General features: G+C 66.5%; 23 protein-coding genes. 8 read left to right on the top strand and 15 right to left on the bottom strand.

The genetic code is table 11. The features are described 5' to 3' along the window. Window positions 1–244 precede the first annotated feature (244 nt). From SD72_RS01395 to SD72_RS18120, 5 genes are all read left to right on the top strand, one after another. Window positions 245–1,612: an MFS transporter gene (locus SD72_RS01395; RefSeq protein ID WP_042542610.1), complete on the top strand. Its 1,368-nt coding sequence runs from the start codon at window positions 245–247 to the stop codon at window positions 1,610–1,612. 260 nt (window positions 1,613–1,872) lie between these two features. Continuing rightward, window positions 1,873–2,592 (top strand): PIG-L deacetylase family protein, encoded by a 720-nt coding sequence (locus tag SD72_RS01390; RefSeq protein ID WP_042542609.1) that lies wholly within the window; start codon window positions 1,873–1,875, stop codon window positions 2,590–2,592. A 192-nt stretch (window positions 2,593–2,784) separates the two neighbouring features. Then, a complete protein-coding gene (locus tag SD72_RS01385; RefSeq protein WP_042542608.1) occupies window positions 2,785–3,132 on the top strand; it encodes a metallopeptidase family protein in 348 nt (115 codons plus the stop codon). Between the two features lie 50 nt (window positions 3,133–3,182). Then, a complete protein-coding gene (gene clpS / locus SD72_RS01380; RefSeq protein WP_232299607.1) occupies window positions 3,183–3,437 on the top strand; it encodes an ATP-dependent Clp protease adapter ClpS in 255 nt (84 codons plus the stop codon). Further along, window positions 3,434–4,135 carry a DUF2017 family protein gene (locus SD72_RS18120; protein WP_042542607.1) on the top strand — a complete coding sequence of 234 codons (702 nt, stop codon included), beginning with the start codon at window positions 3,434–3,436 and terminating at the stop codon, window positions 4,133–4,135. Before clpS ends, SD72_RS18120 begins: the two co-directional genes overlap by 4 nt. 113 nt (window positions 4,136–4,248) lie before the next feature. Here SD72_RS18120 and dinB read toward each other — a convergent pair whose 3' ends face one another. Continuing rightward, window positions 4,249–5,445 (bottom strand): DNA polymerase IV, encoded by a 1,197-nt coding sequence (gene dinB / locus SD72_RS01370; RefSeq protein ID WP_052492376.1) that lies wholly within the window; start codon window positions 5,443–5,445, stop codon window positions 4,249–4,251. Between the two features lie 81 nt (window positions 5,446–5,526). Then, window positions 5,527–6,465, bottom strand: coding sequence for a sugar-binding transcriptional regulator (locus SD72_RS01365; RefSeq protein WP_042542605.1), 939 nt, complete (start codon window positions 6,463–6,465; stop codon window positions 5,527–5,529). Window positions 6,466–6,601: 136 nt separating this feature from the next. On the opposite strand from SD72_RS01365, the gene SD72_RS01360 reads away from it, so the two are divergent. Then, window positions 6,602–8,323, top strand: coding sequence for a glycerol-3-phosphate dehydrogenase/oxidase (locus tag SD72_RS01360; RefSeq protein ID WP_042542707.1), 1,722 nt, complete (start codon window positions 6,602–6,604; stop codon window positions 8,321–8,323). 232 nt (window positions 8,324–8,555) lie between these two features. Next, window positions 8,556–10,070 (top strand): glycerol kinase GlpK, encoded by a 1,515-nt coding sequence (gene glpK, locus SD72_RS01355; protein ID WP_042542604.1) that lies wholly within the window; start codon window positions 8,556–8,558, stop codon window positions 10,068–10,070. 77 nt (window positions 10,071–10,147) lie between these two features. Here the strand turns inward: glpK and SD72_RS01350 are convergent, their stop codons facing one another. From SD72_RS01350 to SD72_RS16725, 13 genes are all read right to left on the bottom strand, one after another. Then, entirely contained in the window at window positions 10,148–10,552 is a 405-nt protein-coding gene (locus SD72_RS01350) for a type II toxin-antitoxin system VapC family toxin (protein WP_042542603.1), read from the bottom strand. Further along, on the bottom strand, window positions 10,552–10,899 hold the full coding sequence (locus tag SD72_RS18630) for a type II toxin-antitoxin system Phd/YefM family antitoxin (protein WP_084766662.1): 348 nt from the start codon (window positions 10,897–10,899) through the stop codon (window positions 10,552–10,554). Before SD72_RS18630 ends, SD72_RS01350 begins: the two co-directional genes overlap by 1 nt. Before the next feature lie 108 nt (window positions 10,900–11,007). Then, a complete protein-coding gene (gatB, locus tag SD72_RS01340) occupies window positions 11,008–12,525 on the bottom strand; it encodes an Asp-tRNA(Asn)/Glu-tRNA(Gln) amidotransferase subunit GatB (RefSeq protein ID WP_042542601.1) in 1,518 nt (505 codons plus the stop codon). Then, window positions 12,525–14,060, bottom strand: coding sequence for an Asp-tRNA(Asn)/Glu-tRNA(Gln) amidotransferase subunit GatA (gene gatA, locus SD72_RS01335; RefSeq protein WP_042542600.1), 1,536 nt, complete (start codon window positions 14,058–14,060; stop codon window positions 12,525–12,527). The genes gatB and gatA overlap by 1 nt, the downstream gene beginning before the upstream one ends. After that, window positions 14,060–14,395 carry an Asp-tRNA(Asn)/Glu-tRNA(Gln) amidotransferase subunit GatC gene (gene gatC, locus SD72_RS01330; protein WP_042542599.1) on the bottom strand — a complete coding sequence of 112 codons (336 nt, stop codon included), beginning with the start codon at window positions 14,393–14,395 and terminating at the stop codon, window positions 14,060–14,062. Before gatC ends, gatA begins: the two co-directional genes overlap by 1 nt. A 154-nt stretch (window positions 14,396–14,549) precedes the next feature. Beyond that, the gene (locus SD72_RS01325) at window positions 14,550–15,197 is read right to left on the bottom strand and encodes a DNA-3-methyladenine glycosylase I (protein ID WP_042542598.1); all 648 of its coding nucleotides are present in this window, start codon (window positions 15,195–15,197) and stop codon (window positions 14,550–14,552) included. A 116-nt stretch (window positions 15,198–15,313) separates the two neighbouring features. Further along, the gene (ligA, locus tag SD72_RS01320; protein ID WP_042542597.1) at window positions 15,314–17,665 is read right to left on the bottom strand and encodes an NAD-dependent DNA ligase LigA; all 2,352 of its coding nucleotides are present in this window, start codon (window positions 17,663–17,665) and stop codon (window positions 15,314–15,316) included. A gap of 86 nt (window positions 17,666–17,751) precedes the next feature. Beyond that, complete coding sequence (gene mnmA, locus SD72_RS01315; protein ID WP_084766661.1) at window positions 17,752–18,915, bottom strand: tRNA 2-thiouridine(34) synthase MnmA; 1,164 nt, start codon at window positions 18,913–18,915, stop codon at window positions 17,752–17,754. Between the two features lie 9 nt (window positions 18,916–18,924). Then, complete coding sequence (locus tag SD72_RS01310) at window positions 18,925–19,065, bottom strand: hypothetical protein (RefSeq protein ID WP_157000403.1); 141 nt, start codon at window positions 19,063–19,065, stop codon at window positions 18,925–18,927. Between the two features lie 82 nt (window positions 19,066–19,147). Continuing rightward, window positions 19,148–20,338, bottom strand: coding sequence for a cysteine desulfurase family protein (locus tag SD72_RS01305; protein WP_157000402.1), 1,191 nt, complete (start codon window positions 20,336–20,338; stop codon window positions 19,148–19,150). Between the two features lie 8 nt (window positions 20,339–20,346). Next, window positions 20,347–21,354, bottom strand: a complete 1,008-nt coding sequence (locus SD72_RS01300) for a tetratricopeptide repeat protein (protein WP_042542594.1) — start codon at window positions 21,352–21,354, stop codon at window positions 20,347–20,349. Window positions 21,355–21,358: 4 nt separating this feature from the next. Continuing rightward, window positions 21,359–22,453, bottom strand: coding sequence for a hypothetical protein (locus SD72_RS01295; protein WP_157000401.1), 1,095 nt, complete (start codon window positions 22,451–22,453; stop codon window positions 21,359–21,361). Continuing rightward, complete coding sequence (locus tag SD72_RS16725; RefSeq protein WP_157000400.1) at window positions 22,443–23,699, bottom strand: hypothetical protein; 1,257 nt, start codon at window positions 23,697–23,699, stop codon at window positions 22,443–22,445. Before SD72_RS16725 ends, SD72_RS01295 begins: the two co-directional genes overlap by 11 nt. A gap of 206 nt (window positions 23,700–23,905) precedes the next feature. Between SD72_RS16725 and SD72_RS01285 the strand changes: the two genes are divergently transcribed. Further along, window positions 23,906–26,857 carry a hypothetical protein gene (locus SD72_RS01285; protein WP_042542593.1) on the top strand — a complete coding sequence of 984 codons (2,952 nt, stop codon included), beginning with the start codon at window positions 23,906–23,908 and terminating at the stop codon, window positions 26,855–26,857. The last annotated feature ends 29 nt before the right edge of the window (window positions 26,858–26,886 follow it).

Genomic DNA, 26,886 nt, shown 5'->3' with positions numbered 1-26,886 from the left:
GAGCGTTGAGGCGAGTAGCCCCTCGCCCACCGGCGCACTACCCTCGCGCGATCCACCTCCGCCGGAGCGACCGGCGCACGATCCACCGGCTCGTTGGACACGCGCGGCGTGTACACTCGAGCCGTGCCCATCTCAGATCGCTCGGCCGCCCTCTCGGCGGCCTGAACCCAGTTCCCAGCCGCCGCTCCCCCGAACCCTCGGAGCGGCGCAGACTGCGCCCTCCGACTCACTCCGGAAGCGGTCAATGCACACCCCATCTTCTGCGGCACGCAACGCGCGGCCCGCACTCGTCATCGCGGCCGTCCTCACGACGTCGCTCATCTTCCCACTCTCGATCACCGGCCCGGCCGCCGCGCTCCCGCACCTGACAGCGGAGTTCGACGCGGCTCCGCTGCTGCCGTGGATCGTCACGGCCTACAACGCTGCCTTCGCGGCATTCCTCCTGCTCGGCGGGCTCCTCGCTGACTGGCTGGGAGTGCACCGGATCTACGCCATCGGCGTGTGCCTCTTCGCGGCCGCCGCGGGCGCGCTCGCACTCGGCTCAACCCCCGAACTCCTCGTGGTCGCGCGCGCCATTGCCGGCGTCGGTGCGGCCGCGGCAACCACGGGCGGCACCGCGCTGCTCTCCAACGCAGCGGGGCCGGAGCGTCGCGGCCGAGCGTTCGGTGCCCTTGGCACCATCATGGGCGCTGGCCTCGCATTCGGCCCCCTCCTCAGCTCGCTCGTCGTCGGCCATCTCGGGTGGCGGGGCGTGTTCGCGGTGCCCGCAGTGCTCGCCGCGATCGCTCTTATCTTGCTTGCATGCGCGGGTTCGTTCCAGCGGGCGCCGCGACTGCCCCGACCAGCGCTCGGATCGGCGCTGCTCTTTACTGGTGCGTTCCTTGCGCTCACCGTCGGCGTCGGCGAGATCCCCCCACGGGGTCTCGGCGACCCGCTTGTGGCCACGGCGCTCGGGGGCGCGCTACTGCTCTGCGTCGCCTCCGCGACGTTGGGACGCGCAGCCGCATCGCCCCTCGTGCCCGCCGCACTGCTGCACTCGCGGCAGTTCCTCGCGCTCGTAACCGCTGCCGGGGCGCTCATGGCGGTCTTCGTTCCATTAGTCGTGTTCCTCCCCCTTGCGCTCTCCGAACGCGGAGCGGGCGAGGCAGCGGTCGCGACGCTCGCGCTCACTGTGCCGACCGTGGTGCTCCCGAGTGTCGGCGCCAGGCTCGCGAGGCGCATCTCCCCAACCTGGCTTGCCTGCCTCGCGCTCGGCCTCGCGGCAGTGGGTCTAGGCACGACCGCGATGAGCCTCGGACTGCACGGGAATCTCACGGCGCTCGCGACGAGCCTCCTCGCAGTCGGCGCGGCCGTTGGCCTCACGTCCGGCGTGCTCGACGGGGCAGCCCTCGCGGCAGTTCCAGAGCGAGTGTCGGCGAGCGCCGCCGGGGTGCTCAACACGGCACGACTCGCGAGCGAGACAATCGCTCTGGCCGTCGCGGGGGCGCTGATCCTCGGCGCGTCCGTGTCACCCGACGTCGCCCTAGCCCCCGTCGCGGGTGGCCTCGCCGGGCTTGCACTGCTCGCGCTCACAGGGGTGGTTGTGCTCGCCCGAGCACCGGGGCGCGGCTAAGCGAGGCTGGGGGTGGTCGCGGTCGACAGAGCTCCGCGATCCTCGGTCCGCAACCGGCGAACCGCGATCCACGCCCCTCGCCCCTCGCCCCTCGCCTGGCGATATCCATGAAAACTGCAGTAAGTCGTGAGTTTTCGCGAGATTTTGAGTGAGAAACGGCAGATCTCATGCGTAACGCGCGCGGGTCAGTCCAACCGGCGAGGCCGAGCCGTGCTCGGGGCGCGCTAGAGCTACGCAGGGGCCGAGGCTAGGCTCGGGGCATGACGACTCTCGAACGCTTCGACCCGACCGGAATTCAGCGCGTCCTCTGCATCGTGGCGCACCCAGACGACATGGAATATGGCGCTTCGGCGGCCGTCGCCGAATGGACCTCGCAGGGCATCGAGGTCTCCTACCTACTACTCACCGCCGGGGAGGCAGGCATGCGTGACCGCGCGCCTGAGGAAGTCGGGCCGCTGCGGTCAGAGGAGCAGCGCGCGGCGTGCGAGATCGTCGGGGTGAGCCGACTGACGATTCTCGACTTGCCTGATGGCCTGCTCGAGCACTCGGTCGAAACACGGCGCAGAATCGCGAACGAGATCCGCTTCTCCCGCCCCGACGCCGTCGTCACGATGACGTGGGACCTCGAAGCAGGCTGGGGCCTGAATCACGCAGATCATCGCGCAACAGGCCTCGCAGTCGTCGACGCGATCCGCGATGCCGACAATCCGTGGCTGTTCCGCGAACAGCTCAGCGACGGGCTCACCGCGTGGAAGACCACCTGGCTGCTCGCGACCGCCCACCACCCAGATCACGCGATCGAAGTATCGGCGGAATCGCTCGAGCGCGGTATCGCCTCACTCGCCGCGCACCGGGAGTACCTCGCGGCGCTCCCGGATCACCCGACTCCGGAGGATCTCGTCACGGGTGTGCTCACCTCCGGGGGCGAGCACGCTGGAGTGCCATACGCGCTTCCCGTGCACGCGTACCGGATGGGCTAGCGGGGGCCGGCTTCGCCGCCCAGGAGCGCCTGCCGGGGCCCTTTGGGCGCGCGCCCCAGGCCCCGGGCGCACCGGCCTAGCTGCGGCCATCCGCACAGGCAACGCCGTGGCGCGTGCCGCGTTCAGTGCCCTGATGCGAATTCCTCACAGATTCTTGCGGCGGCGCACGGGCCAAGCCGCTAGGGTGAAAGCATGCTCGATGTGTCACGCGATGAGTTTGAGGCTCTGGTCTCCGACGGCCTTGACACGCTTCCAGACGAAATGCTCGACCAGCTCGACAACGTCATCTTCCTCGTCGAGGACACTCCGCCAGACGGCGCTGACACGCTGGGGCTCTACGAGGGCTTCTCCCTCGCTGAGCGCGAGGTCTATGGCTACGGCGAAGAGCCAGACCGCATCACGCTCTTCCGGTTGAACCTTCTCGCTCACTGTGTGGATCACGACGAGCTGGTCAGCGAGATCAGGGTGACTCTCGTGCACGAGGTCGCCCACTTCCTTGGTCTCAGCGAGGAGCGCATTCACGAGCTGGGGTGGGGATAGTGGTCGAGCACATTCCTGACGTTGAGCGGAGCCCCCGCGGGGAGGGGTCAATAGCTGTGGCCCCCGCGAAGCCTTGGCGCACGATCGTCTGGGACGATCCCGTCAACCTCATGTCGTATGTCAGCTATGTCTTCCGCTCCCACTTCGGGTTTTCTACGGAGCGCGCAGAGGAACTCATGCTCCGTGTCCACAGCTTTGGCCGCGCAGTCGTAGCGGAGGGCAGCCGCGAAGCGATGGAGCTGCACGTTGAAGCCATGCACGAGTACGGCCTGTGGGCTACGGCTGAGCCGGAGGGCGACTCGTGAAGCTCCGGCCGGGCGACGGCGGAATCGAGATCCTGTTCGCCCCGGAAGAAGTCGGCGTGCTCGGCCAGCTCGTGCAGCAGCTCATCCTCCTCCTCGAGAGCCACAGCAACACGCCGTTCGATCCCGATCCACTGTTCGCAAGCCTCGAGGTTGGCGGAACGGATGAGACGCCGGAGGATCCGGCGCTTGCGCGGCTGCTCCCTGATGCATTTGCAGACGCAGCTGACGCAGCGAGTTTCCGGCGCGTCACCGAGCAGGGTCTCCTCAACCGCAAGCTCCAGGATGCGATGCGGGTCATCGCTGATCTCACTGTCACACCCTCGGACGCCGGTGAGCTAGAGTTCGCTGCCCGGGAATCGTCTCCGGGAGCCCACGGAGATCGCGGCGACGGCAACGTTGATGCGACCTCACCGGACGGCGCAGCGGCATACGTCGACACCGATGATGAGGACGGGCACCACTTCATCGATGGCTCCGCTGTGGCGGTAAACATTACGCAGGAGTCGTTTCCAGCGTGGGCCCGCACCGTCACCGCCCTGCGTCTCGCCATGGCGGCGCGCATCGGGCTTGAACGCGAGGCAGACTACGACCGGCTCATCGACGCGGACGCGACGCGCGGTACCGTCCTTGTCTACGACTGGCTCGCTGCGCTGCTCGAAGCCGTACTCGCCCTCGGAAACGCGAGCGACGAGACCTGAGCTGACTTGCGCGGACGCGTGCGGCTGGCTAACGCGGACGCATGCTGGGCGCTGCCGTTGCGACCGACCGCTCTGGCTGGGGAGCTGAGCTCCGTGAAGAACGAGCTTCGGGCTTACCCGGGGTCTTGCAGGGACCGCGGGTCAACCACGTCGTCGCGACCGCCGAGCAACCGCGCGGACGTGAGCCCTGCAGCGCCGAAGCGCTCGCGCACCTCGTCCACTGCTGAATCGACTGCCCGCCACTGCTCATCGTCGTCCCAGAGCGCCTGCCCGTCGCTGCCCGATGGCAGCAGCTGTTCGGCTCGCACCCCGATCAGCCGAACGGGTCGCGCCGGCCTGCCGTCTGGCGATAGCGCATCGAAGAGCTCGCGTGCCGTCCGGTAGATGCGCTGCGTTGCGTTCGTTGGTTCTTGAAGCGTGCGCGATCTCGTGACGGTCTCGAAGGTGTCCCAGCGCACTTTGATCGCCACCGTCCGAGCTTCGAGGTCGGCGTCACGCAGCCGCTCCGCGGTTCTCGTCGCGAGCCGCAAGAGCTCCCGTTCGAGTTTCTCCTGGTCGGCGACGTCGGTCGCGAAGGTTTCCTCGTGCCCGATGCTCTTCTCGGCCCGCGACGTCTCGACCCCGCGCGCGTCACGTCCGTTGGCGAGCTCGTGCAGGCGTTCGGCGCTCGCGTTTCCGACCGTGCTTCGCAGGGATGCGAGCGGCTCCCGCGCGAGGTCGCCGATCGTGTGGATCGCCCGAGCCTTAAGCGCCCGCTCCGTGGCAGCACCTACGCCCCACATCGCCCCGATGGGGAGCGGGTGCAGGAACTCGATGGTCCGCGCGGGTGGGATCTCAAGAATCCCGTCGGGTTTTGCTCGCTGGGATGCGAGCTTCGCGACGAACTTGGTTCCGGCAAGGCCGACGGAGACGGGCAGGCCGGTGCGCTCGAGCACGCGCTCTCGGATTTGCCGTGCAATCTCAAGCGGTTCCCCGAACAGGGCTACTGAGCCGGCGACATCCAGGAATGCCTCATCGATGCTGAGCGGTTCAACGAGCGGGGTGAACTCCCGGAATATCGTCATGACGGCGCGGGAAGCGAGGCGGTATTTCTCGTACACGGGTTCCACGAGCACCAGTTGTGGGCACAGCTGCTTTGCACGACCGACGGGCATGGCGGATCGCACCCCGAATCGCCTGGCCTCGTAGCTGGCGCTCGAAACCACCGACCTCGCGGTGTCGTGCGCTGCGGCAACGGGAAGGCCTTTGAGTTCTGGGCGGTCGAGGAGTTCGACGGACACGAAGAACGCGTCCATGTCGACGTGCAGCATCGACGGCGTCGTTCTCAGTCCTGTTCCCACCACTCAATCACACCACATACCGCCGACACTCGGCACCACCGCCTGCCAGAATCACTCGGCGGCGAGCACGAGTCGCGCGAGTGCCTCATCCACGACGACGTCGGTGATGAGTTTGGCCGCGAGCGCGCCTCTGAGGCTGTCGCGCTTTGTCGAGCCCGAGACCACGCAGATGCGCTGCGGCGCACGTCGCACTGCGTCAAATGCTGGTCCGCTTGACCTGTCGTTCACGGGGATCCCCGCCGTGCTTCCATCAATGCGGAAGAACCTGCTCGCGCAGTCGCCGACGACCCCTTCGGCCGCGAGCTGACTCAGGTCTTCCGCCCCGAGATAGCCGCCTGCGTAGATGTGGGAGCGGGGATCCCCAATGCGGGATCCGAGGCCAAACACGAAGAGGTTTGCTGCGGCCTGCATATCGAGCACGCGGGCAACGGACCGTTCCCGCCAGAGCGCCTCGCGGGTCGCAGGGTCGTCAAAGATTGCGGGTACGGCAAGTTGGAACACCTCAGCGGATAGCTTCTCGGCGAAGCCTCCGAGCAGCTCCGTGGTGTACTGCACGCCAGTGGAGTACACGTTGGCTGCCCCGTTCATCTGCACGAGCTGCACCCCCGGTTTGCTCGTCGCCGGAAGGTGCTTCGTGACGGCGGTCATCGTTGATCCCCACGCAACGCCGACGATCGAGCGCGGCTTCACGCTCGCGGCAATGAGGTGGGCTGCGGCCTGCGCTGTGCGGTCGAGCAGTTCGGCCTCGGAGAGTTTGCCAGGCACCGGGACAACGTGCGCTACGACGCCGAAACGCTCAGCAAAGCGCTGCTCGATGCGCGAGCGGGCCTCCTGTGGCGAATGGATCCGAATCTCAACGAGCCCTGAGTCGCGCGCGTAGCTGAGCAGTCGTGACACCGAGGAGCGGGAGACGCCGAGCTCCTTCGCGATCGCTTCCATCGTGAAGTCTTGCCGATAGTACAGCTGCGCTGCGGCAAGCGCCTCGCGCATTTTCACACTTTTTCGTTCCTCGACCACGCAACGCCCTTCGGTTCCCGACCAGTCTTGCACATATGTCCAGCGGCTTTGCAATTCAGTGCACTTTACGAGCATGCTGAGTGGAGGACCACAGAAAGGCCGAATGTACATGGATGCCAGCCACGATTCCCTGCGCGCAAACGTTGTGCAGCTTCGCTCACGCCCCACCGCAGATGTGCTCATCATTGGCGCTGGCATTAACGGCATCGCTACCTTCCGCGACCTCGCACTCCAGGGGGTCGACGTTGCACTCGTCGAGCGCGGCGACTTTGTCTCCGGCGCCTCCTCAGCGTCGAGCCACATGATCCACGGCGGCATCCGCTACCTTGAGAACGGTGAGTTTCGGCTCGTCAAGGAGTCCGTAACTGAGCGCAACCGGCTGCTCCGCACCGCCCCACACTACGTGCGGCCGCTCGAGACCACGATCCCGATCTTCTCGACCCTCTCAGGCATTCTTTCTGCACCGTTCCGCCTTCTCGTCACCCACGGACGCGGCAAGCCGCGCGAGCGCGGCGCAGCGCTCATCAAGATGGGCCTCACGATGTACGACACGTTCTCCCGCGACGGCGGACACGTGCCACGCCACCGCTTCCTCGGCAAGAAGAAAGCGCTTGCCGAGCTGCCAGCGATGAACACAGACATCAAGTACACCGCAACCTACTACGACGCATCGATGCACGACCCCGAGCGGCTTGCGCTCGACGTCATGCACGACGGCGAGGTAGCCGGCGGCGATCGCGCACGCACCGCGAATTACCTGAGCGCCGCAGGAATGAACGGCAGCAGCGTGACGCTTCGCGACGAGACGACGGGCGAGGAATTCGATTTCACCGCACGTGTCGTGCTCAACACAAGCGGCCCATGGACCGACATCACGAACGCTGCGCTCGGCGAGCAGACCGGCTTTATGGGCGGCACAAAGGGCTCCCACATTGTCCTCGATCACCCTGAGCTGCTCGAGGCTACGCGAGGCCGCGAGATCTTCTTCGAGCACTCCGACGGCCGCATCGTCCTCATCTACCCGCTCAAGGGCCGCGTTCTCGTCGGCACCACAGACATCAACGCTGACCCAGCGAAACCGGTCGTGTGCACCGACGAAGAGGTCGATTACTTCATCGACCTCATTGGCAATGTCTTCCCCGCAATCGCCGTCGACCGGACCCACATCGTGTACTCCTTCTCCGGCATCCGCCCGCTCCCGCATCACGACGACACCGCACCCGGCTTCGTCTCCCGCGATTACCGCATCGTGCAGTCAGACACACTCGGTGTGCCGATGCTCAGCCTCGTTGGCGGCAAGTGGACCACATTCCGCGCGCTCGCAGAACACCTGGCGAACGACACCATGCAGCTGCTCGGCCGCCAGGGCAAAGTCAGCACGGCCTCGCTCGCAATCGGCGGAGGCAAGGGCTTCCCCGCGGACGCCGACGCCCGCCTCCGGTGGGTAGCCGAACACGCAGACGGACGCGACTCGGCTCGCGTTGAAGCGCTTCTCGAACGCTACGGCACCCGGGCGACCGAAGTGCTCGAGGCCACCCCCGAGACCGATGCTGAGCTCGCGGAGCTCCCCGGCTACACCGCGGCAGAGCTCGCACACCTCGCGGCAACTGAGCAGGTCGTCCACCTTGACGATCTCCTGCTCCGCCGAACCTCCGTCGCGTTTGTCGGGGGCCTCACCGAGGATCGGCTCCGCGTCGCAGCCAGCGCGATCGCCCCTGCTCTCGGATGGGACGCAACCAGGGAGGCCGCTGAGGTCGAGCGCACCGTCGAGCTGCTGCGCCGTTCGCACCGCATCGATGCGACAGCTGGCGGAAGCTTCATTGCTGCTTGAGTAGCGACTCCGCTTGCCTTGCTCAGGCAAGCGCAGAGGATACGCTGGGGTGACCGGCAGGCGGATCTGCGCCTGCTGACCGGGCCACCCCAGCTGCAACAGCAGGGCAAGCCACCCCAGTAACCCGCCCCACAAAGCCACACCGCCCACACCCCACACAGCCGCACCGCTCCCCCATCCCAGCCCTTCAGCTCCACTCGCTGCACCATCGCAGCCGCATAAGGAACACACCATGTCTGACTACGTCGTCGCCATCGATCAGGGAACAACATCCACGCGAGCGATCGTGTTTGATCGCACGGGTTCGATCATTTCGGTCGGGCAGAAGGAACACGAGCAGATCATGCCGCAGGCGGGCTGGGTCGAACACGACGCTGCCGAGATCTGGCAGAACGTGCAGGAAGTCATCGGCATCGCCCTCGGACGGGCTGACCTCACCAGGCACGATGTCGCGTCGATCGGCATCACCAATCAGCGCGAAACCACGGTGGTGTGGAACCGCAAAACAGGTGAGCCGGTGTACAACGCGATCGTTTGGCAGGACACCCGCACGCAGGACATCGTCGACCGGCTTGCGGCTGACGGCGGGACCGACCGTTTCAAGCCGGTAGTCGGGCTGCCGCTCACCACATACTTCTCGGGTAGCAAGATCGCGTGGATCCTCGAAAACGTAGAGGGCGCCCGCGCCGCCGCAGAAGCCGGGGACCTGCTGTTCGGCACGACCGACTCCTGGGTGGTGTGGAACCTCACTGGCGGCCCAGACGGGGGCAAGCACCTCACCGACGTCACCAACGCTTCACGCACGCTTTTCATGGACCTCGAAACACTCGAGTGGCGAGAAGACATCCTCGAGGCGTTTGGTGTTCCGCTTTCCATGATGCCGGAGATCAAATCCTCCTCCGAGATCTACGGCTACGCTGAAGACTCATCGCTGCTGCGCGAAACCCCCATCTCGGGAATCCTTGGCGATCAGCAGGCGGCAACATTCGGCCAGGCAGCGTTCGGCGCCGGCGAGTCCAAGAACACGTACGGCACCGGCTGCTTCCTCATCTTCAACACGGGTGAAGACATCGTCCACTCTCAGAACGGGCTGCTCACCACAGTCGGTTACAAGCTCGGCGACGGCCCCGCGCACTACGCGCTCGAGGGATCCATCGCTGTCACCGGTTCCCTGATCCAGTGGCTGCGTGATCAGCTTGGCATCATCCAGACCGCGCCCGAGGTAGAGGAGCTCGCGGCAAGCGTGCCGGACAATGGCGGCGTGTACATCGTTCCCGCATTTTCGGGACTGTTCGCGCCGTACTGGCGCCCAGACGCCCGCGGGGCGATCGTCGGCCTCACCCGCTACGCGAACAAGGGACACATCGCCCGCGCCGCGCTCGAGGCAGTAGCGTTTCAGACCCGCGACGTACTCGACGCGGTGAACGCTGACGCCGGTGTCGATCTCACCGAGCTGCGCGTCGACGGTGGCATGGTTGCAAACAATGAGCTCATGCAGTTTCAGGCCGACGTGCTCGGCGTGCCCGTCGTGCGCCCCGTCGTCGCGGAAACAACCGCACTCGGCGCCGCGTACGCCGCCGGTCTCGCTGTCGGATTCTGGAAAGATCTTGGTGAGCTCTCGGAGAACTGGCAGGAGGACCGCCGCTGGGAGCCCGCCATGGAGCAGGACGAGCAGGAACGCCAGCTGCGGCTGTGGCGGAGGGCTGTCACCAAGTCGATGGACTGGGTTGACGAGGACGTGCGCTAGCAGGCTGTAGCTTCGCCGCGATTTGCGAGCCCGTCTCATGTCAGGAGCATTCCCGATGTGAGACGGTCTCGTCGCCGTTATCCGGTCTGCGCGCCCGGCGCGAATGGGCGAATACCCGCCTCGCGAGCCGCGTGTGCGAGGCGCGCGTCATAGACCAGCATGCCAGCGAGGTCAGGCCCGAGCGTCAATGCTGCAGCGAGATGGACCGCGTCGAGGGTTCGGAGGGTAGCCGGTTGCAGTCGTGCGGCCACCTCGAGCGTCTCGCGGTCGAGCACGATGGTCTGGCAGGCGTTCAACACATCTGCGACGTCTGGGGCACGCCAGGGAGCACTCCGCGCAATAGCCCGGCGCAGCTCGACGAGCGTCAGCCAAGACGTTGCTGCCTGCGCCCCGGTCTCATTAAACCACTCGACCAGGTGTTCAGACTCCGGCTCGTCGAGCACGAGTTTCACGAGCGCAGACGTGTCTGCGTAGACGAGCATCACAGGCGCTCCGCGCGAAGCTCGTCGAGAATTTCTGCGCTCGTGAGTCCAGAACAGCCATCGCCGGATACGTCAGTCGGCGCACGGCGATCCCATCCTGCGCGTCTCGCCCACAACTCCGACATGGAGGTGCGAGCGGGCAAGAGCTTGCCAGAGCTCATCAGATCGTCAAGCCGGGTCGATTGGATGGGCACAATTCGCGCGACCGGCACCCCCCGGTCGGTCACCACAACACTGTCACCTTGGCGCACCCGCGAGACAACTTCCGAAGCGTTCTGCTTTAGCGCGCGAATACCGACGCCCTCGCCTGTAGCTTGAGCTTGCGATACTTCGCCTCTATCGCTCATGTTCTACAACGTAGCACATGGGCCAGCGGGGCAACATCCCACGCGCACCAAGCGAGCGGGGCCGGGCTGATCGTGATGATCCGCCCGGCCCCGCTCGACAGCAATGCGCTATTCGGCGCTTGCGCGCTCGAGCACGAGCTCGCGCACGCGAGCCGCGTCAGCCTGACCCTTCATCGCTTTCATGACCGAGCCGATGATCGCGCCGGCGGCCTGCACCTTGCCGTCGCGGATCTTCTGCAGCACGTCGGGCTGCTCGGCGAGCGCCGCGTCGACTGCCTCGATGAGCGCGCCGTCGTCGGACACGATCGCGAGCCCGCGGGCGTCAACGATCTCCTGCGCGGTGCCCTCGCCGTCGATGATGCCTGCGAGCACCTGGCGCGCGAGCTTGTCGTTCAGCGTGCCGGCATCGACGAGCGTCACGACGGAGGCGATCTGCTCGGGGGTGATGAGGTCGGTCGGGGTTGCTGAGCGCTCGTTCGCGATGCGCGCGACCTCACCCGTCCACCACTTGCGTGCGGTCTGCGCTGGTACGCCGGCCGCGACGGTCGCCTCGATGTCGTTCAGCAGTCCGCCGTTGACGACGTCGCGGAACTCGAGCGGCGAGAAGCCCCAGTCCGCCGCGAGCCGTCGACGGCGCAGCGTGGGGTGCTCGGGCAGGGTCGCCCGCAGCTCCTCGACGAGCTCACGCGAGGGCGTGAGCGGCGACAGGTCTGGCTCCGGGAAGTACCGGTAGTCGTCGGCGTCGCTCTTCGGGCGGCCCGGCGAGGTTTCGCCGGTGTCCTCGTGCCAGTGACGGGTCTCCTGCGTGATCGCGGTGCCCTCGGAGAGCAGCTGTGCCTGGCGCTGGATCTCGAAGCGAACGGCGCGCTCGATCGAGCGGAGCGAGTTCACGTTCTTCGTCTCGGTGCGCGTGCCGAGCACGCTCATGCCTGCACCCTCGTTGCCGCGGGGACGCAGCGACACGTTGGCGTCGCAGCGGATGTTGCCGCGCTCCATGCGCGCATCCGAGATGCCGAGCGAGACCACGATGTCGCGGATCGTCGACACGTACGTCGCAGCGATTTCCGGGGTGTCTGCTTCGCCACCGAAGATCGGGTGCGTGACGATCTCAACGAGCGGCACACCGGCGCGGTTGTAGTCAACGAGCGAGTACTCTGCGCCCTGGATGCGACCGGTGGATCCGCCGACGTGGTTGAGCTTGCCTGCGTCTTCCTCCATGTGGGCGCGCTCGATGGGCACGTGGATCACGCGGCCGCTCGAGAGCTCGATCTCGACCGAGCCGTCGTGCGCGATGGGGTCATCGAACTGCGAGATCTGGTAGTTCTTGCCCATGTCAGGGTAGAAGTAGTTCTTGCGGGCGAAGCCGGAGACCTCGGCGATGTCGCAGCCGAGCGCGAGCCCGAGGCGGATCGAGTAGTTCACTGCCTGCTCGTTCACGACGGGCAGCGAGCCGGGGAGGCCCAGGCAGACGGGTGCGAGATTCGTGTTCGGCTCGGAGCCGAACACGTTCGGCGCCGACGAGAACATCTTCGTCTTGGTGTTGAGTTCGACGTGGACCTCGAGGCCGATTACCGGCTCGAAAAGTTCAAGCGCCTTGTCGAAGTCCATGAGCTTCATCTTCGCCATTACGCTGCCGCCTTTCCGGTGGAAGCCGATACAAGGGAGGGTGCCTGCGCCCAGAAGGGCTTGCTGTCACGCGCGGTGATGAGGCTCTCGATGGCCGAGGCAGCGCGGTACAGGCGGGCGTCCTCGAAGGCTGGCGCCATGAGCTGCAGGCCGACCGGAAGGCCGTCTTCGCTCGCGGTGCCGATGGGGAGGCTGAGGCCCGGGATCCCTGCGAGGTTCGCGGGGATCGTCGTCGCGTCGTTGAGGTAGTCCTGCATCGGGTCCTCGTTCACGTGCCCGATGTTCCAGGCGGTCGTGGGGGCCGTGGGCGAGACGATGACGTCGACCTGGTTAAATGCCGCAGTGAAGTCGCGCTGGATGAGCGTGCGAACCTTCTGCGCGCTGCCGTAGTAGGCGTCGTAGTAGCCAGCGGAGAGCGCGTAGGTTCCGAGGATGATGCGTCGCTTCACCTCGGCGCCGAAGCCTGCGCCACGGGTCGAGCTCATGACGCTCTCGATCGTGCCGCCGCCTTCTGGCTCGACGCGGAGGCCGAAGCGCACCGAGTCGTACTTTGCGAGGTTGCTCGATGCCTCCGACGGGAGGATGAGGTAGTACGCGGCGACCGCGTATTCGAAGTGCGGTGCGTCGATCTCGACGACCTCTGCGCCCTGGGCGCTGAGCAACGCGACGGTCTCGTCGAAGCGAGCCTTCACGCCAGCCTGCATCCCTGGCAGCTGGAGCTGCTTGACGACGCCGACGCGGAGACCCTTGAGCGTCGAGGGGTCAACGCCACCGCGCGCGGCTGCCGCCATCGACGGCCACTCGTGGTTGAGGGAGGTCGCGTCGTGCCGATCGTGCCCCACGACAACGTCGTGCAGCAGCGCCGTGTCGAGCACGGTTCGGGCGCACGGCCCGATCTGGTCGAGTGATGATGCGAGCGCGATTGCGCCGTAGCGGCTGACGCCGCCGTAGGTGGGCTTCGCGCCGACGGTGCCGGTGAGCGCGGCTGGCTGGCGGATCGATCCGCCGGTATCGCTGCCGAGCGCGAGGGGCGCTTCGAAGGCACTCACTGCCGCGGCGGAGCCGCCGCCTGAGCCGCCAGGCACGCGATCGAGTGCCCACGGGTTGAACGTTGGGCCGTACGCCGAGTTTTCCGTCGATGAGCCCATCGCGAACTCGTCCATGTTCGTCTTGCCGATGTTCACCAGGCCGGCCGCTCGCGCCCGCGCGACAGCGGTCGCGTCGAACGGGGAACGGTAGCCTTCGAGCATCTTCGAGCCGGACGTCGCAGGCATGTCGGTGGTGACGAGCACGTCCTTGATCGCAAGCGGCACACCGGCAAGTTCGCCAAGCTCTTCGCCTGCTGCGCGACGCGCATCGACGGCGCGTGCGGCGGCGAGTGACACGTCACTGTCGGTCGCGAGGAACGCGTGGACGTCGCCGTCGACCGCCGCGATCCGGTCGAGGTGTGCCTGCGTCGCCTCGACGGAGGAAACCTCGCCCGAGGCGAGTTTTGCCGCGAGGTCAGCAGCGGTCAGCGTTGTGAGTTCGCTCATTACTGCTCCTCCCCAAGGATCGAGGACACACGGAACATTCCGTCTGCCGTTGCTGGCGCGTTCGAAAGCGCCTCGTCGAGCGTGAGCACGTCTGCGACCTCGTCAACGCGGGTCACGTTGCTCAGTGGGATCGGGTGGCTCGTCGCGGGGACGTCGTCGGTCGCCACCTCGCTCACCTTGGCGATGTTCGTGAGGATCGAATCGAGCTCGGTCGTGAGCCCTTCGACCTCGGAATCGGTCAACGCGATCCGGGCAAGTCCGGCGAGATGCGCGACGGTGTCCGCCGTGATCTCGGTCCCGGGTGCGGCGCTATTGGCCGCAGAAGTTTCAGGCATGCTGCTCCATCATGGATTGGGAGTGATTCTCAACCTGTCCAGTCTAGCGAGCGCAGCCCGGTTGGGCAGCCAGCCAACGCAGTTGATGCTTGGGCCCACCAAGTGCACTACGAACCCCGGGGCTGCGGATGCCCAGCTGCACCGACCGCTTTCGCTATGCGGCGGCTCCCGCACTGCCGCTTGGAACGCGAAATTCGACATCCCGCCGCGTCCCGTCTACGTTCCACAGGCCAGACGCTCCGCGCATGTGACTGCTCACCAGGTGGATGTCGACCACGCCAATCGCGCTCATGAGGGCGTACATCGTTGTCGGCCCGACGAAACGAAACCCCCGACGCTTGAGCTCCTTCGCGAGCGCAACGGACTCGGGAGAGGTGGTTGGCACGTCGCTGTCGCGTTCGGGGGCTGGGGAGCGCAAGGGTGCAGCGGCCCAGATCACGTCCCCCAGCGTCTCCCCCGCTTCGTGGAGCGCGAGGACCGCGCGCGCATTCGCGATGGCGGCCTCAATCTTCAGCCGGTTTCGGATGATGCCGGCGTCGCTCAGCAGCCGCGCGACGTCGTCCTCTGTGTACGCTGCGACTGCGGCAGGGTCGAAGTGGTCGAACGCGAGCCGGAAGTTCTCGCGTTTGCGGAGGATCGTTAGCCACGAGAGCCCCGACTGGAAGGCTTCAAGCGTGAGCCGTTCAAACAGGCCGCGCTCATCGTGCACCGGCATGCCCCACTCGGTGTCGTAGTACTCGGTGAGCAGCGGATCCTGCATCGCCCAGGCGGCGCGAACGGGGGTCTCCTGCAGATCCGTCATGGGTCATCCCTTCTCGGGGCCGTGATGGGAGTCACGGCGGCTAGTTTGAGCGTAGCGGCCGGCGGTGAACGCGGCGGCCACACGAAGCGACATGTGGATAACTCGCGCGCCGCGCCCTAGTCGGCGAGCCCAGGCAGGCCGGCCGGACCCTCGCTCACGAGAATCGCGAACCCTGCAGCATCGAGCACGGGGATGCCCAGCTCCTCTGCTTTCGCAAGCTTGGAGCCGGCGCCCGGGCCGGCCGCTACGTAGTCTGTCTTTTTCGACACGCTCGAAGCAGCCTTCCCTCCCGCCTGGATGATGGCTTCCTTCGCGCCGTCACGGGTGAAGCCGTCGAGCGCTCCAGTCGCCACGATGGTGAGCCCGGAAAGCACACCGTCAGCGCTCTCCGCGGCCCCTGGCCCGGCGTGGCCGGGTGTCGACCACTGCACGCCCGCCTCTGCCCACCGGTCCACGATCTCGACGTGCCAGTCGACCTCGAACCACGCGAGAAGGGACTCGGCGATGATGGACCCGACACCCTCAACCTGGGCGAGCTCTTCCGCTGTCGCCTTGCGGATCTCCTCGAGCGAGCCGAACCAGTCGGCGAGCGCGCGCGCCGCCACCGGCCCGACGTGCCTGATGTTCAGCGAGACGATCAGGCGCCAGAGCGGCTTCGTCTTGGCCTTGTCGAGCTCGGCGAGGAACGTTTCGGCGTCTTTCGACGGCAGGACCTGTTCGTAGTCCTTGCGGATCTTCGCCGCGCGCCGTTCCGTTGCGGTTTTGTCTTCCCACCCTGGCGGGTAGGTTCGCTCGACCTTCTGGAAGGGCTTTCGCCTCCGTGGCACATCGGTGCCCTCCTCAAGCACAGGCTCGCCTGTGTCTGCATCGCGCACGATGACCTCGATCGGCACGAGCTCCTCGAGCGTGAGGTCAAATAGCCCCGCCTCCGTTTCGAGCGGCGGCTGCGCAGGAACCTCGGGCTGCGTCAGCGCAGCCGCAGTGATCTCCCCGAGCACCTCGATGTCGAGCGCCCCGCGCGAGCCGATGTGCTCGACACGGCCGCGCACCTGCGCCGGGCAGGCGCGCGCGTTCGGGCAGCGGAGATCGATGTCGCCCTCCTTCATCGCCCGGAGCTCGGTGCCGCACTCGGGGCAGTTCGTCGGCATCTGCCACTCGATCTCGCTGCCGTCTCGCCGCTCGAGCACCGCGCCCAGAATCTCGGGGATCACGTCGCCGGCTTTGCGCAGCACGACCGTGTCACCGATCCGCACGCCCTTCGCGTGCACGACCTCCTGGTTGTGCAGCGTCGCCTGACTCACGGTTGAGCCCGCGACTTTCACCGGCTCCATCACCGCGTAGGGCGTTGCCCGCCCCGTCCGGCCGACACCCACGCGAATATCGAGCAGCTTGGTGTGCACTTCCTCCGGCGGGAACTTGAACGCGATCGCCCAGCGGGGCGCGCGGCTCGTTTCCCCGAGCTCGGCGTGGAGGGCGAACTCATCAATCTTGACGACGATTCCGTCAATCTCGTGGTCGATGCTGTGGCGGTGCACGCCGCGGTCTTCGATGAACGCCGCAACCTCGTCCACGGTGTCGAACACGCGAGAATGCGGCGAAACGGGCAGCCCCCAGCCGCTGAGCAGCCCGTACGCGTCGGACTGGCTCTCGAACGCCGGATGCTCCCACGCTCCGATGCCGTGGACGTACAGCGAAAGCCGACCAAGTCGCTCGCGCATGAGGGCAAGCTCGGCCGGAGTCTTCTTGTCGGCGCGCTGCCGCAAGCTGCCAGCTGCCGTGTTGCGTGCGTTCGCGAACTCGGGGTAGCGGATCGAGATCTTCTCCTCTGGGACGCCCCGCCCAAGCTGCTCTGCCGCGAATGCGGACTGCAGTTCGTGCTGCCGCTCGTTGAGCGCAAGGAAATCTTCGCGCCGCAAAAAGATCTCGCCCCGCGCTTCGAAGAACTCAGGGATTCCCTCGCCGCTCAACCGCCTCGGGATCACGGGCAGGAGGTCGACGTTCTCGGTGATGTTTTCGCCGACGCGCCCATCGCCGCGGGTTGTCGCCGTCTCGAGAACACCGTTGCGGTAGGCGAGGCTGATGGCGAGCCCGTCGATCTTCAGCTCTGACAGCCAACGCACGTCGCGCCCCGCCGCGGCGCGGGCCTTCTCCGCCCACTCCCGAAACTCCTCGATCGAGAACACGTTGTCAAGGCTCAACAGCCGCTCAGCGTGCTCGTGTTCGGGGAAACCGGCTGAGACGAGCGCCGCGCCAACCTCCTGGGTGGGGCTGTCTTGCCCGGCCAGCTCTGGGAAGGCGCGCTCAATCGCTTCGAGCCGGCGGAACAGCACATCGTACTCCGCGTCGGAGACGAGGCTCACGCCCTCTGCGTGGTAGGCGGTACGGAACCGCTCGATATCCGCGGTAAGGGCGACGCTCTCGGCGCGCGCCTCTTCGAAATCGCTCGGGATCACAGCTGCATCAGTCACGCACCCAGTTTACGATCCACCACCGACGTTTCGGGGCGCAGCGCTGTCGCGGCGCGGCAATCAGGCCAGACTGCGCGCGGCGAGCGCTACGCTGCGGCGTGCTCGCGCACGGAGATCGCGCGGTCGACCGTGAACTGGCCGAGCACGCGCGTGCCGATGTACAGCACGGCCGTCTGGCCGGGTGCCACACCCGAAAGCGGCTCGGTCTGCTCCAGGTTGATGTCGACGACGACCTCGTGCGTTGCGTCGGCGCGGTGCTGCTCTGTGCGCTCTTCTTCGCGGATCGGCACGACGCGCGCCCGCGCGGGAACCGGGTCGGCGTGAGCGCGAATCTGCACGTCACACTCAAAGGTTTCGCTGAGTTCGAGCCCTGGCTCCCCCGCCCACGTGAATCGCCCGCCTGCGATCTGTGAGATGTCGAGCATTTCCTTCGGCCCGACGACCACCTGGTTCGACACCGGGCGGATCGACAGCACGTATCGTGGGTTTCCGTCGGGTGCTGGAACTCCCAGCTGCAGCCCGCGCCGCTGGCCGATCGTGTAGCCGTGCGCACCGTCGTGCTTTCCGACGACGTCCCCGGACTCGTCGAGGATTTCCCCCGGCTCGCGGTCAAGGTGCTCGGAAAGCCAACCGCGCGTGTCACCGTCTGGAATGAAGCAAATGTCGTGGCTGTCTGGCTTCTGCGCGATCTGAATGCCGCGGTCCGCTGCTTCCTCGCGAATCAGCGCCTTCGACGGCGTATCACCGAGCGGGAAGTAGCAGCGCTCAAGCTGCGGGCCAGTGAGCACGCCGAGCACGTACGACTGATCCTTCGCCCACGCGCTCGCGCGGTGCAGCTCGGGGCCGTCACTGCCGTCAACGAGCGTCGCGTAGTGGCCGGTAGCCACTGCATCGAAGCCGAGCGCGATCGCCTTGTCGAGGAGTGCCGCGAACTTAATCTTCTCGTTGCAGCGCATGCAGGGGTTCGGCGTGCGCCCAGCGGCATACTCGGCGATGAAGTCGTCGACAACGTCAGCCTTAAAACGCTCGCTGAAGTCCCACACGTAGAACGGGATCTGCAGGAGGTTCGCGACGCGCCTCGCATCCATCGCGTCCTCAATCGTGCAGCAACCGCGCGATCCGGTACGAAGCGTCCCAGGCATTCGACTGAGCGCAAGATGCACCCCAACGACCTCATGACCCGCCTCAACCGCGCGCGCAGCGGCGACGGCGGAGTCAACTCCACCACTCATTGCTGCCAAAATCTTCACCAGAGCAGCTTAATCCTTTCCGGCCGTTCGCGCAGGTCCGAAGCCCCGATCCACCGCGGCCAGCAAGAGCGCACGCAGCGCTGCGAGCCGCGCGACCGTGGCATCGCGCACCGCGCCAACACCCCAGCGCGACGCATTAGCCCAGATCACCGCCGTGTCGTTGACTCCAGCCGCCTGGATAAGCGGACACACGTGCACTCAAAAAATGACGCACCAGCATCACCAAGCCCACTTAGCTCAATCCGGCCGCCCGCGCGCGTTCGAGCGCCTCAGGAAGCGCGGCCAGCAGTGCGTCAATCTCGCGGCCCTCGCTCTGCCCTCCGAGCGTGAAGCGGAGCGCCCCACTCGCCTCCGCCTCGGGCAAACCGAGTGCGAGGAGCACGTGCGACGTTTCTGCGACGCCAGCGCGGCACGCAGACCCGACCGATGCTGACACGCCAACGGCGTCGAGCAGGTAGACGAGCGAGTCGCCCTGGCAATCCGGAAACGTGAAGTGCGCGTTCCCTGGCAGCCTGTGCGCCGCGTCGTGCGCACCGCGCAACACGGCGCTCGGATCGATCGCGCGCACCCCATCAATCAGCCGATCCCTGAGCGCACGCATGTGATCAATGTGCGCGGACCTTGGTGCGTTCATACCCGGTTCAAGCACCTCGTCGAGCGCTGCCGCAAACGCAACCGCCCCAGCTGTGTCCTGCGTGCCTGAGCGCCCGCGCTGCTGCGATCCGCCGTGAAACAGCGGCTCGAGCACCGCGCGCCGCCCTACGACAAGCGCGCCGGCACCAACCGGGCCACCGATCTTGTGCGCTGACACGCTGAGGTAGTCCGCGCCGGAGCTGGCGAAGTCGATGCGCAACTGACCGAGCGCCGCGACGGCATCAACATGGGACGGCACGCCAGCGGCCTGCGCGACAGCGCAGAGTTCGGCCACCGGAAGCACGGTACCAATCTCGTTGTTCGCCCACAGGAACGACACGAGCGCGACACGCTCTGGCCCAGCCTGAGCTATCGCCGCGGCCAACACCTCCGGTTGCAGCGCTCCGTCTGCGTCGAGCGGGAGCCACACCAGTTCAGCCCCCTGCGTATCGCGCAGCCACTCGGCGGCCTCAATCGTGGCGTGATGCTCGCCGTCCGCTACGAGCAGCACCGGGCGATGCGCGCCCCGCTGCCTCGCCCAATATGCGCCCTTCAGCGCCAGATTGATCGACTCAGTGCCGCCCCCGGTGAGCACCAGCTCCGCCGCATCGCAGCCAAGGCCCATGGCGATGCGCTCCCGCGCTGCCTCCAGCGCCTCAAGCGCTCGCTGCCCGTGCCCGTGGGTAGATGCGGGGTTTCCAACCTCGAGCAACGCAGCGGAGTACGCCTCGAGCACGGCAGCGCTCATCGGCGATGTCGCTGCGTGGTCGAGGTACGCGTGCTCTGCCACACTCGCCCCTAGTAGAGCAGGCTTGCGAGCTTGCCGCGTGCGGCGATCACGCGCGGATCCGCAACCCCGACGACCTCAAACAGTTCAAGCAAACGGTTGCGAATCGCGGTGCGCGCGTCCTCGTCGCCAGCAGCGAACAGGTCGAGCAGCCGCAGGAACGAATCCTCAATGTGCCCGCCAGAGAGGTCGAGGTCGGCGACCCGCATCTGCGCGTCAAGATCCTCGGTGTTGGCAGCGGCGTTCGCCCGGATGTCCTCGAGCGTGTGCCCCTGCAGACGCTGCAACAGCTTCGTCTGAGCAAGAGCCGCCTTCGCGTCAGTGTCGGCTGGCGCCTTCTGCAGCACAGCCTCCCACTCGCGAACGGCCGTATCGTAGTCCCCGCGCTCTGCCGCCTCGAAGGCGGCAACGTGCGCCTCAGGGATCTGCGGCTCTGCCGGCGCCGCCGCCGCGTCGTCCGCAGCAGCGTCGGGTGCATTGACCCGACCAGCGACGCCGTTCTCCTCCGCGAGCTGAATGAGCCGCACGAAGAACTCCCGCACTTCCTGCTCCGGGACAGCGCCCTGGAACAGTGGGACGGGTCGACCACCGATCATCGCTACAACGGTCGGGATCGACTGAGCCTGGAACGCCTGGGCAAGCCCGGGGTTCGCGTCAACATCAACCTTTGCAAGGAGCACACGTCCGTCGAGCTCGCGGGTGACTTTCTCGATGATGGGGCTGAGCGTCTTGCACGGTTCGCACCACTCGGCCCACAGGTCAAAGACCACGGGAACGACGGCAGAGAGCTGGGCGATCTGCTCAAAGCTTGCATCGGTGACGTCCATGACGAGTGACGGCACATCGACCGTCTGCGGTGCGCCCTGCTGCCCTGGCGCGCCCGGCTGCCCCGGCGCCCCGCCCGGCGCAACGCCGCGCTGCCCCGGCTGAGGCACGCCCTGCTGCGCTCCGGCACGCTGCGCGAGATGACTGAGATCGACTCCCCCGCTGGGGATCCGCTGTGGCATATCCGTGGCCATGAATCTACTTCCCTGCTCCGACTAGTTCGCTCGTCACTCCGAGGAGCTGAATCTTCGATCCGTCTTCCTTGTTTGGCACAAAGAAGAGAAGCTGATGTGCAACTGTTCGTACGATTTTATCCTGCTGGCCGGTCAGGCCAGAGAGCGCGCTCACGGCGCCCTCAGCCTGCGGCTTAAAGCGACCGCCCGCTGAATCGACCACCTGGGACTCCATGACGGTCGTCGCGATCAGTGCGCCGCCCGCACCGGTCGAGAAGCTCACGATCGGCTCCTCGCCCTGTGCGACGGACACCGAGTACGTCTGCGTCTTGTCGTCAGCGTCGGATTTCTCCTTCGACTGCGTTACCCAAGCTTTGCCGTACGAGCTGAGCAGCGGGTCGTCGGTGAGATCGAACGGCTCAGCTTCCGCGACGTCTGCGCCGCCCTGGAGGATCGCGGCATACGCCGCACCAACGTTCGCTGGCTTGAGCACGAGGCTCTCGATTTCGTCAGAGAGCAGCGCTGTGCCTTCCTCTGCCGGGGCTGCCTTCGGCATCTCGATGCCACCGCGAAGCGAAATCGCGCGCGAGACACGGTAATCAGACTGCGGGAGGCGCTGCGTAAGCACCAGAGCGATCGACGGCGCGTCAGTCGGGTTGCCGTCAGCGTCAGCCCCCGCTTCGGAGGCGACCGTGACGAACAGCGTCCGAGGCCAGCCTTCGGTGCTCTGCACCAGGCGGTACCCGAGCATTTCGTTCGTGATCTGCGCAGGCACGGAACCGTACTCAGGCACCTCGCTGCGAATCTTGTAGTTCGCCGCGCGCTGCGCAAGCGCGTCACCCTTGAACCGTGACTCGATGTCGGCGACCTTCAGGCTCGCATCCCCCGCGTCCGCGGCGAGCGCGACCCGGTCGATGATCGTCTGTGTCTGCGCTTCGGAGACCGGCACGGTCGCGAGGCCGTTAGCTTCTGAGGGCTGCGCCTCGGCAGTCACCGTTGGCTCGGGCGAAAAGTCCGGCCAATAGTTCGCCGAGCATCCCGAGACCGCGAGCGCGGCGGTGAGCCCGACTCCGACGGCCAGAACACGCATCGAAGCGTGACGTCGTCTACTATTCCGCATGGTCGTCCCCCTTCTTTGCTGCTGGATCAACATCGTCATCGTCGGCGTCGGCGTCTGCTTCACCGTCGACCTTGGTCGCTTCGACATCGATGATGTCCTCGACTTCGGCCTCGGCCTCGGCGGCTTCGGCCTCGGCGGCAGCGACCTGGCTGTCGTCGAGCTCTACGATCGGCAGCACCGTGGTTTCGTCGTCGTCGATCTCACCGTCTTCGATGGCGACAACCTCGATGGGGTCAACCTCGATCGGGTCAACGTCAGCGATGTCGGCGTCAGCGATGTCGGCGTCAGCGATGTCAGCGTCGGTAATGTCAGCGCTTCCCGGCTGGTCAGCCTCTTCGGCAACCACCTCGGCGGTGACAATTTCCTCGGCGTCCTGCGCTGAGGCGTCCGGTGCTGAGGCGTCCGGTGCTGCGTCCGCGGCCCCTGCTTCAGCTGCCGCACCGCCTGCGGCTCCCGCAACACCGATTGCTGCGGCATCCGGCGTGTTCTCAAGGCTGCCACGCTTCGGGGCGCCTGCGGCCCCCGAATCATCGCGACCACGTGACTTCGATCCCGTGAACACATTGCGCACTCCGAGCAACGGCCCCTTGCGGCCACGCCGCGGGCCGAGCGCTCGCTTGTCCCGATCGAATGCGATGAGATAGAGCACAGCACCAAGCGCGGCAAACAAGCCGCCGCCTGCGAGCAGCGGTCCTGCGAGCGGGGTCGCACGATCCTGCACCCATACCACCGCGGCACCATTGGGAATCGGGCCAGCATCTGCACCAGCAATGATGATTGACTGCTCAGCCGCCGGCTCGACAGCGAGACGCGTTCCCGCCTCGCCGCCAACGCGCTCAGTCAGCCAGAGGTCACTGCCACGCGGATCGATCGGCACGACCTTGCCCTCGTCGTCGACGTCGAGCAGATCGAGCTTGGGCTCCTCGCCACGGACGGGCGTCTGCACGAGTTCCTTGGTGGCCGGATCTACCGTGAGCTTGATGTGATCAAAGGGCTCAAGCCACGCCTCCGCATCTCGCGTATTCGCGAGCGCGGTGAATGCAGTCTCGCCACGGGTGACGATATTTGCCTGCCCGTTGACCTTCTCCAGCTCGGAAACATCGAGGACCGCGTACGAGGCTGTCTCATCTGCTGCGAGCGAGTAGACGATTTCCGAAGGCCCAGCGAGGAACGTGCGCTGGCCTATTCCGAGCAGCAACAACACCCCCGATATGGCCAGCGACACGATGGCTAAGACGTATCTCAAAGAGATCCTCCAGAAGTCCGTTCTGTTGCCACGCAGGCGCGCGACATGTATCAACCGTATAACGGTACCCGAGGTTGCAGGGTGAGCGCTGGGTGGGTCACGAATAAACCCACACACATTCGTACGAGTATCATGGGATTGTTCCGCTTACAGCCGGGCGCTGCCGTCGCCACCGACGCGCGCCAGATCATCTCATCGGAGGGTCCGTGACCGACTCAGCACAGCAGTTTACTCCTGCGTTCCGCGGCTACAAGCGCGAGGAGGTCGACGAGCGGGTTCGCGCGCTCAGCGGCCACATCAGCACGCTGCAGTCCCACCTTGAGTCACTGCAAGCAGCCCACCAGCAATCGGTCTACTCCGAGCAGGAGCAGCGCCAGCTCATCGCCGATCTGCAGGCGCAGGTCGCGGAGCTCGGAGCTTCCGGCTACTCAGGGCTGGGCCTCCGTGTCGAGAAAAGCCTGCAGTACGCCGAGCAGCACGCTCAAGGCCTCATGGCGCAAGCCGACCTCGACGCCGACAAGATCCGCAAGTCGAGCGAGGCCGAGAGCACGCGCCTTCTCGCTCAGGCGCAAGCCCGCGCCGACGAACTCCTGAGCTCTGCAAACGAGCAGGCAGAGGTCATGATCCAAAGCGCGCGCAGCGACGCCGCGAAGCAGGGTCACGAGCTCAACACCGAGCGCGAACGGCTCCTCAGCGAGGCGAAGACCGCGGCCGAGCAGACGCTGTCCGCAGCGCAGCTCCAGGCAGACAGCCTGCTCGAGAGCTCCGATCGCGACGCCAGGGCGCGCGTGGCCCAAGCAGAGGCCGACGCCGAACGGCTCGTGAACGCCGCGACCGAAGCCGCTGCGCAGTTGCGCACCGAGACCGAAGTTGCGGCGACGAGCTTCGCCCGGCAGAAGGACGAGCACGAGCGGGAGGCTGCAGCCGAACGCGCGCGCCTTGAGCACGAGACCGAGCGCAGCCGCGCCGAGTTCGAAGCGAAGCGGCAAGCAGACGAGGCATCGCTCGAAGAGCACTACACCGAGCTTGAGCGCAAGCTCACCGCAGATGTCGATGCGCAGCGGCGCGCGCTCACCACGGAAATCGAGACCCTCAGAGAGCGCATCGCACAGGAGCGTCTCGAGCATGACGCAGCGATCCGCGAGGAACGCGAGCAGCATGAACGCGCCATCACGAGCGAGCGCGAGCAACATGACGCCCGCGTCGCGCAGGAGCGCGACGAGCTCGCGAAGCGCATTGCGCGCGACCTCGAAGCCCAGAACGCAGAGATCGTCACCCTGTCATCGCAGGCTGAGCGCGAGCGCGAACGCGAGGGGGCACAGTTTGCCGAGCAGCTCACCCATGAGCGCGGCGAATTCGACCAGCAGCTGACCCGCGAGCGCGCAGCACACGAAGCGCACATCGAGCAGGAGCGCACCACCCACGAGGAGCGCATCGCTCGGGAGCGCATGGAGCACGACACCCAGCTCGCGCGCGAGCTCGAGCAGCACGAAAGCGAGCTCACCGAGGCCCGTGCAGCGCACGAGGAACGGATCGCCAGTGAGGCGGCGGCGCACGAGCAGCGCATCGAGCAGGAAAGCACTGAGCACGCCGAGCGGCTCAGCGCAGAGCGGCTCGCGCACGACACTCGCCTCTCCTCCGAGCTCAGCGAGCACACCACCCGACTCGCCTCAGAGCTCGAAGCGCACACTGGGCAGCTCGCACAAGAGCGCGCAGATCACACTGAGCGGATCGAGCAGGAGCGAGCGGAGCACGACGAGCAGCTCGCACAGGAGCGCGCAGATCACGACGAGCAGCTCGCACAGGAGCGCGCAGATCACGACGAACTGATCGACAGGGAGCGCGCCGGCCACGAGGCCAAGATCGCCAATGAGCGGCAGGAGCAGGACGCACAGCTCGCCTCCGAACTCGCGCAACATCAGGCGAGCATCGCTGAGGAGCGTGAGTCTCACGAGGCAAGGATCCGCGCCGAGCGGAGCGCTCACGAAGAGCGGATCCAGAACGAGCTCGGCTCACATCAGGACCGCCTCATCGCCGAATGGGAGCAGCATCGCGGCCGCGTCGAAGCCGAGCAGCTCGAGCACCAGGAGCTCCTCGCCGCGTCGCGGAGCTCGCTCGACGAAGAACTTGCCGCTCTCCGCGCCGAGCACGAGCGTGTCGCCGCTGCCGAACGCGCAGCGCACGAGGCCGCACTCTCCGACGAGGTGACGGTGCAGCAGGAGCGCCTCGCCGCGCAGCTCGCAGCACACGAGCAGCGGCTCGCGGACGAAACAGCCGCGTTCGAGGAGAAGCTGCGGATCAACCGCGACGACTCCGCTGAGAAGCTCGCCATTGAGCGCGAATCGCTCGGCATGCGGATCGACAGGGAGCGGCAGTCGCTTGACGCTGAGCTTCGCCGCACGCGTGAAGAACAGCAGCGCGAGCTTGCCGCGGCGGCAGAGCAGCACGCAGAGACACTGCGCGTCGAGCGAGAAGAGGCAGAGGCAGCCATCGCACGTGAGGTCGCAGCACAGCGTGCCTCCGTACTTGAGGAAACCTCGCTGCTGCGAGCGGACACGATCGCAGAGCTTGCCGAGCTGCGTGCTACGGAGACCGCAGACCTTGCGAACCGACGGGCCGACATCGAGGATGCGCTGCGCACACAGCGTGAACAGCTCGATGCAGAGACACGTGAGACCGCTCTGAGCCTCGCGGCGCAGCGTGAGGAGCTCGAGTCAGAACTCGCGACACGACAGCGCGAAGCAACGGAGACCACCGCGGAACAGCTCGACACCGCACGGCGCGAACTCATCACGCTCCGCAGTCAGCTCAGCGACGCACGCGAGGAGCACCAGCGTCTGCTCGCGGAGGCGCAGCAGGATGCGGCGCAGGTTCGCGCCGCAGCCGAACGGCAGGCCGGCGAAATCATCGTTGAGGCCGAACAGCGCGCCCAGACCACCTGGGTTGACGCTGAGGACCGCGCGACGAAGGTGCTCGCGGCTGCGGAGGATCGTATGACACAGCTGAAGGTCGAGCGGGGTGCGGTCGCACGCTACTTCGAGAGCCTCGGTGAGGTCCTCGGAAATGCGCAGAAGATGAACAGTGTCGCCGAGAACTTCGTAGAGCGACCAGTTGGGCGCGGCGACGAGACTTCGGGCGATCAGGGGCAAGGCAGCTAGCACGGCGACACACCTGGTCTCCGTGCCTC

The sequence above is a fragment of the Leucobacter komagatae genome (assembly GCF_000834055.1).
Classification (GTDB): Bacteria; Actinomycetota; Actinomycetes; order Actinomycetales; family Microbacteriaceae; genus Leucobacter; species Leucobacter komagatae_A.
Note: the sequence above shows the minus strand (reverse complement) of the source record. Positions and strands in the feature narration are given on the sequence as shown.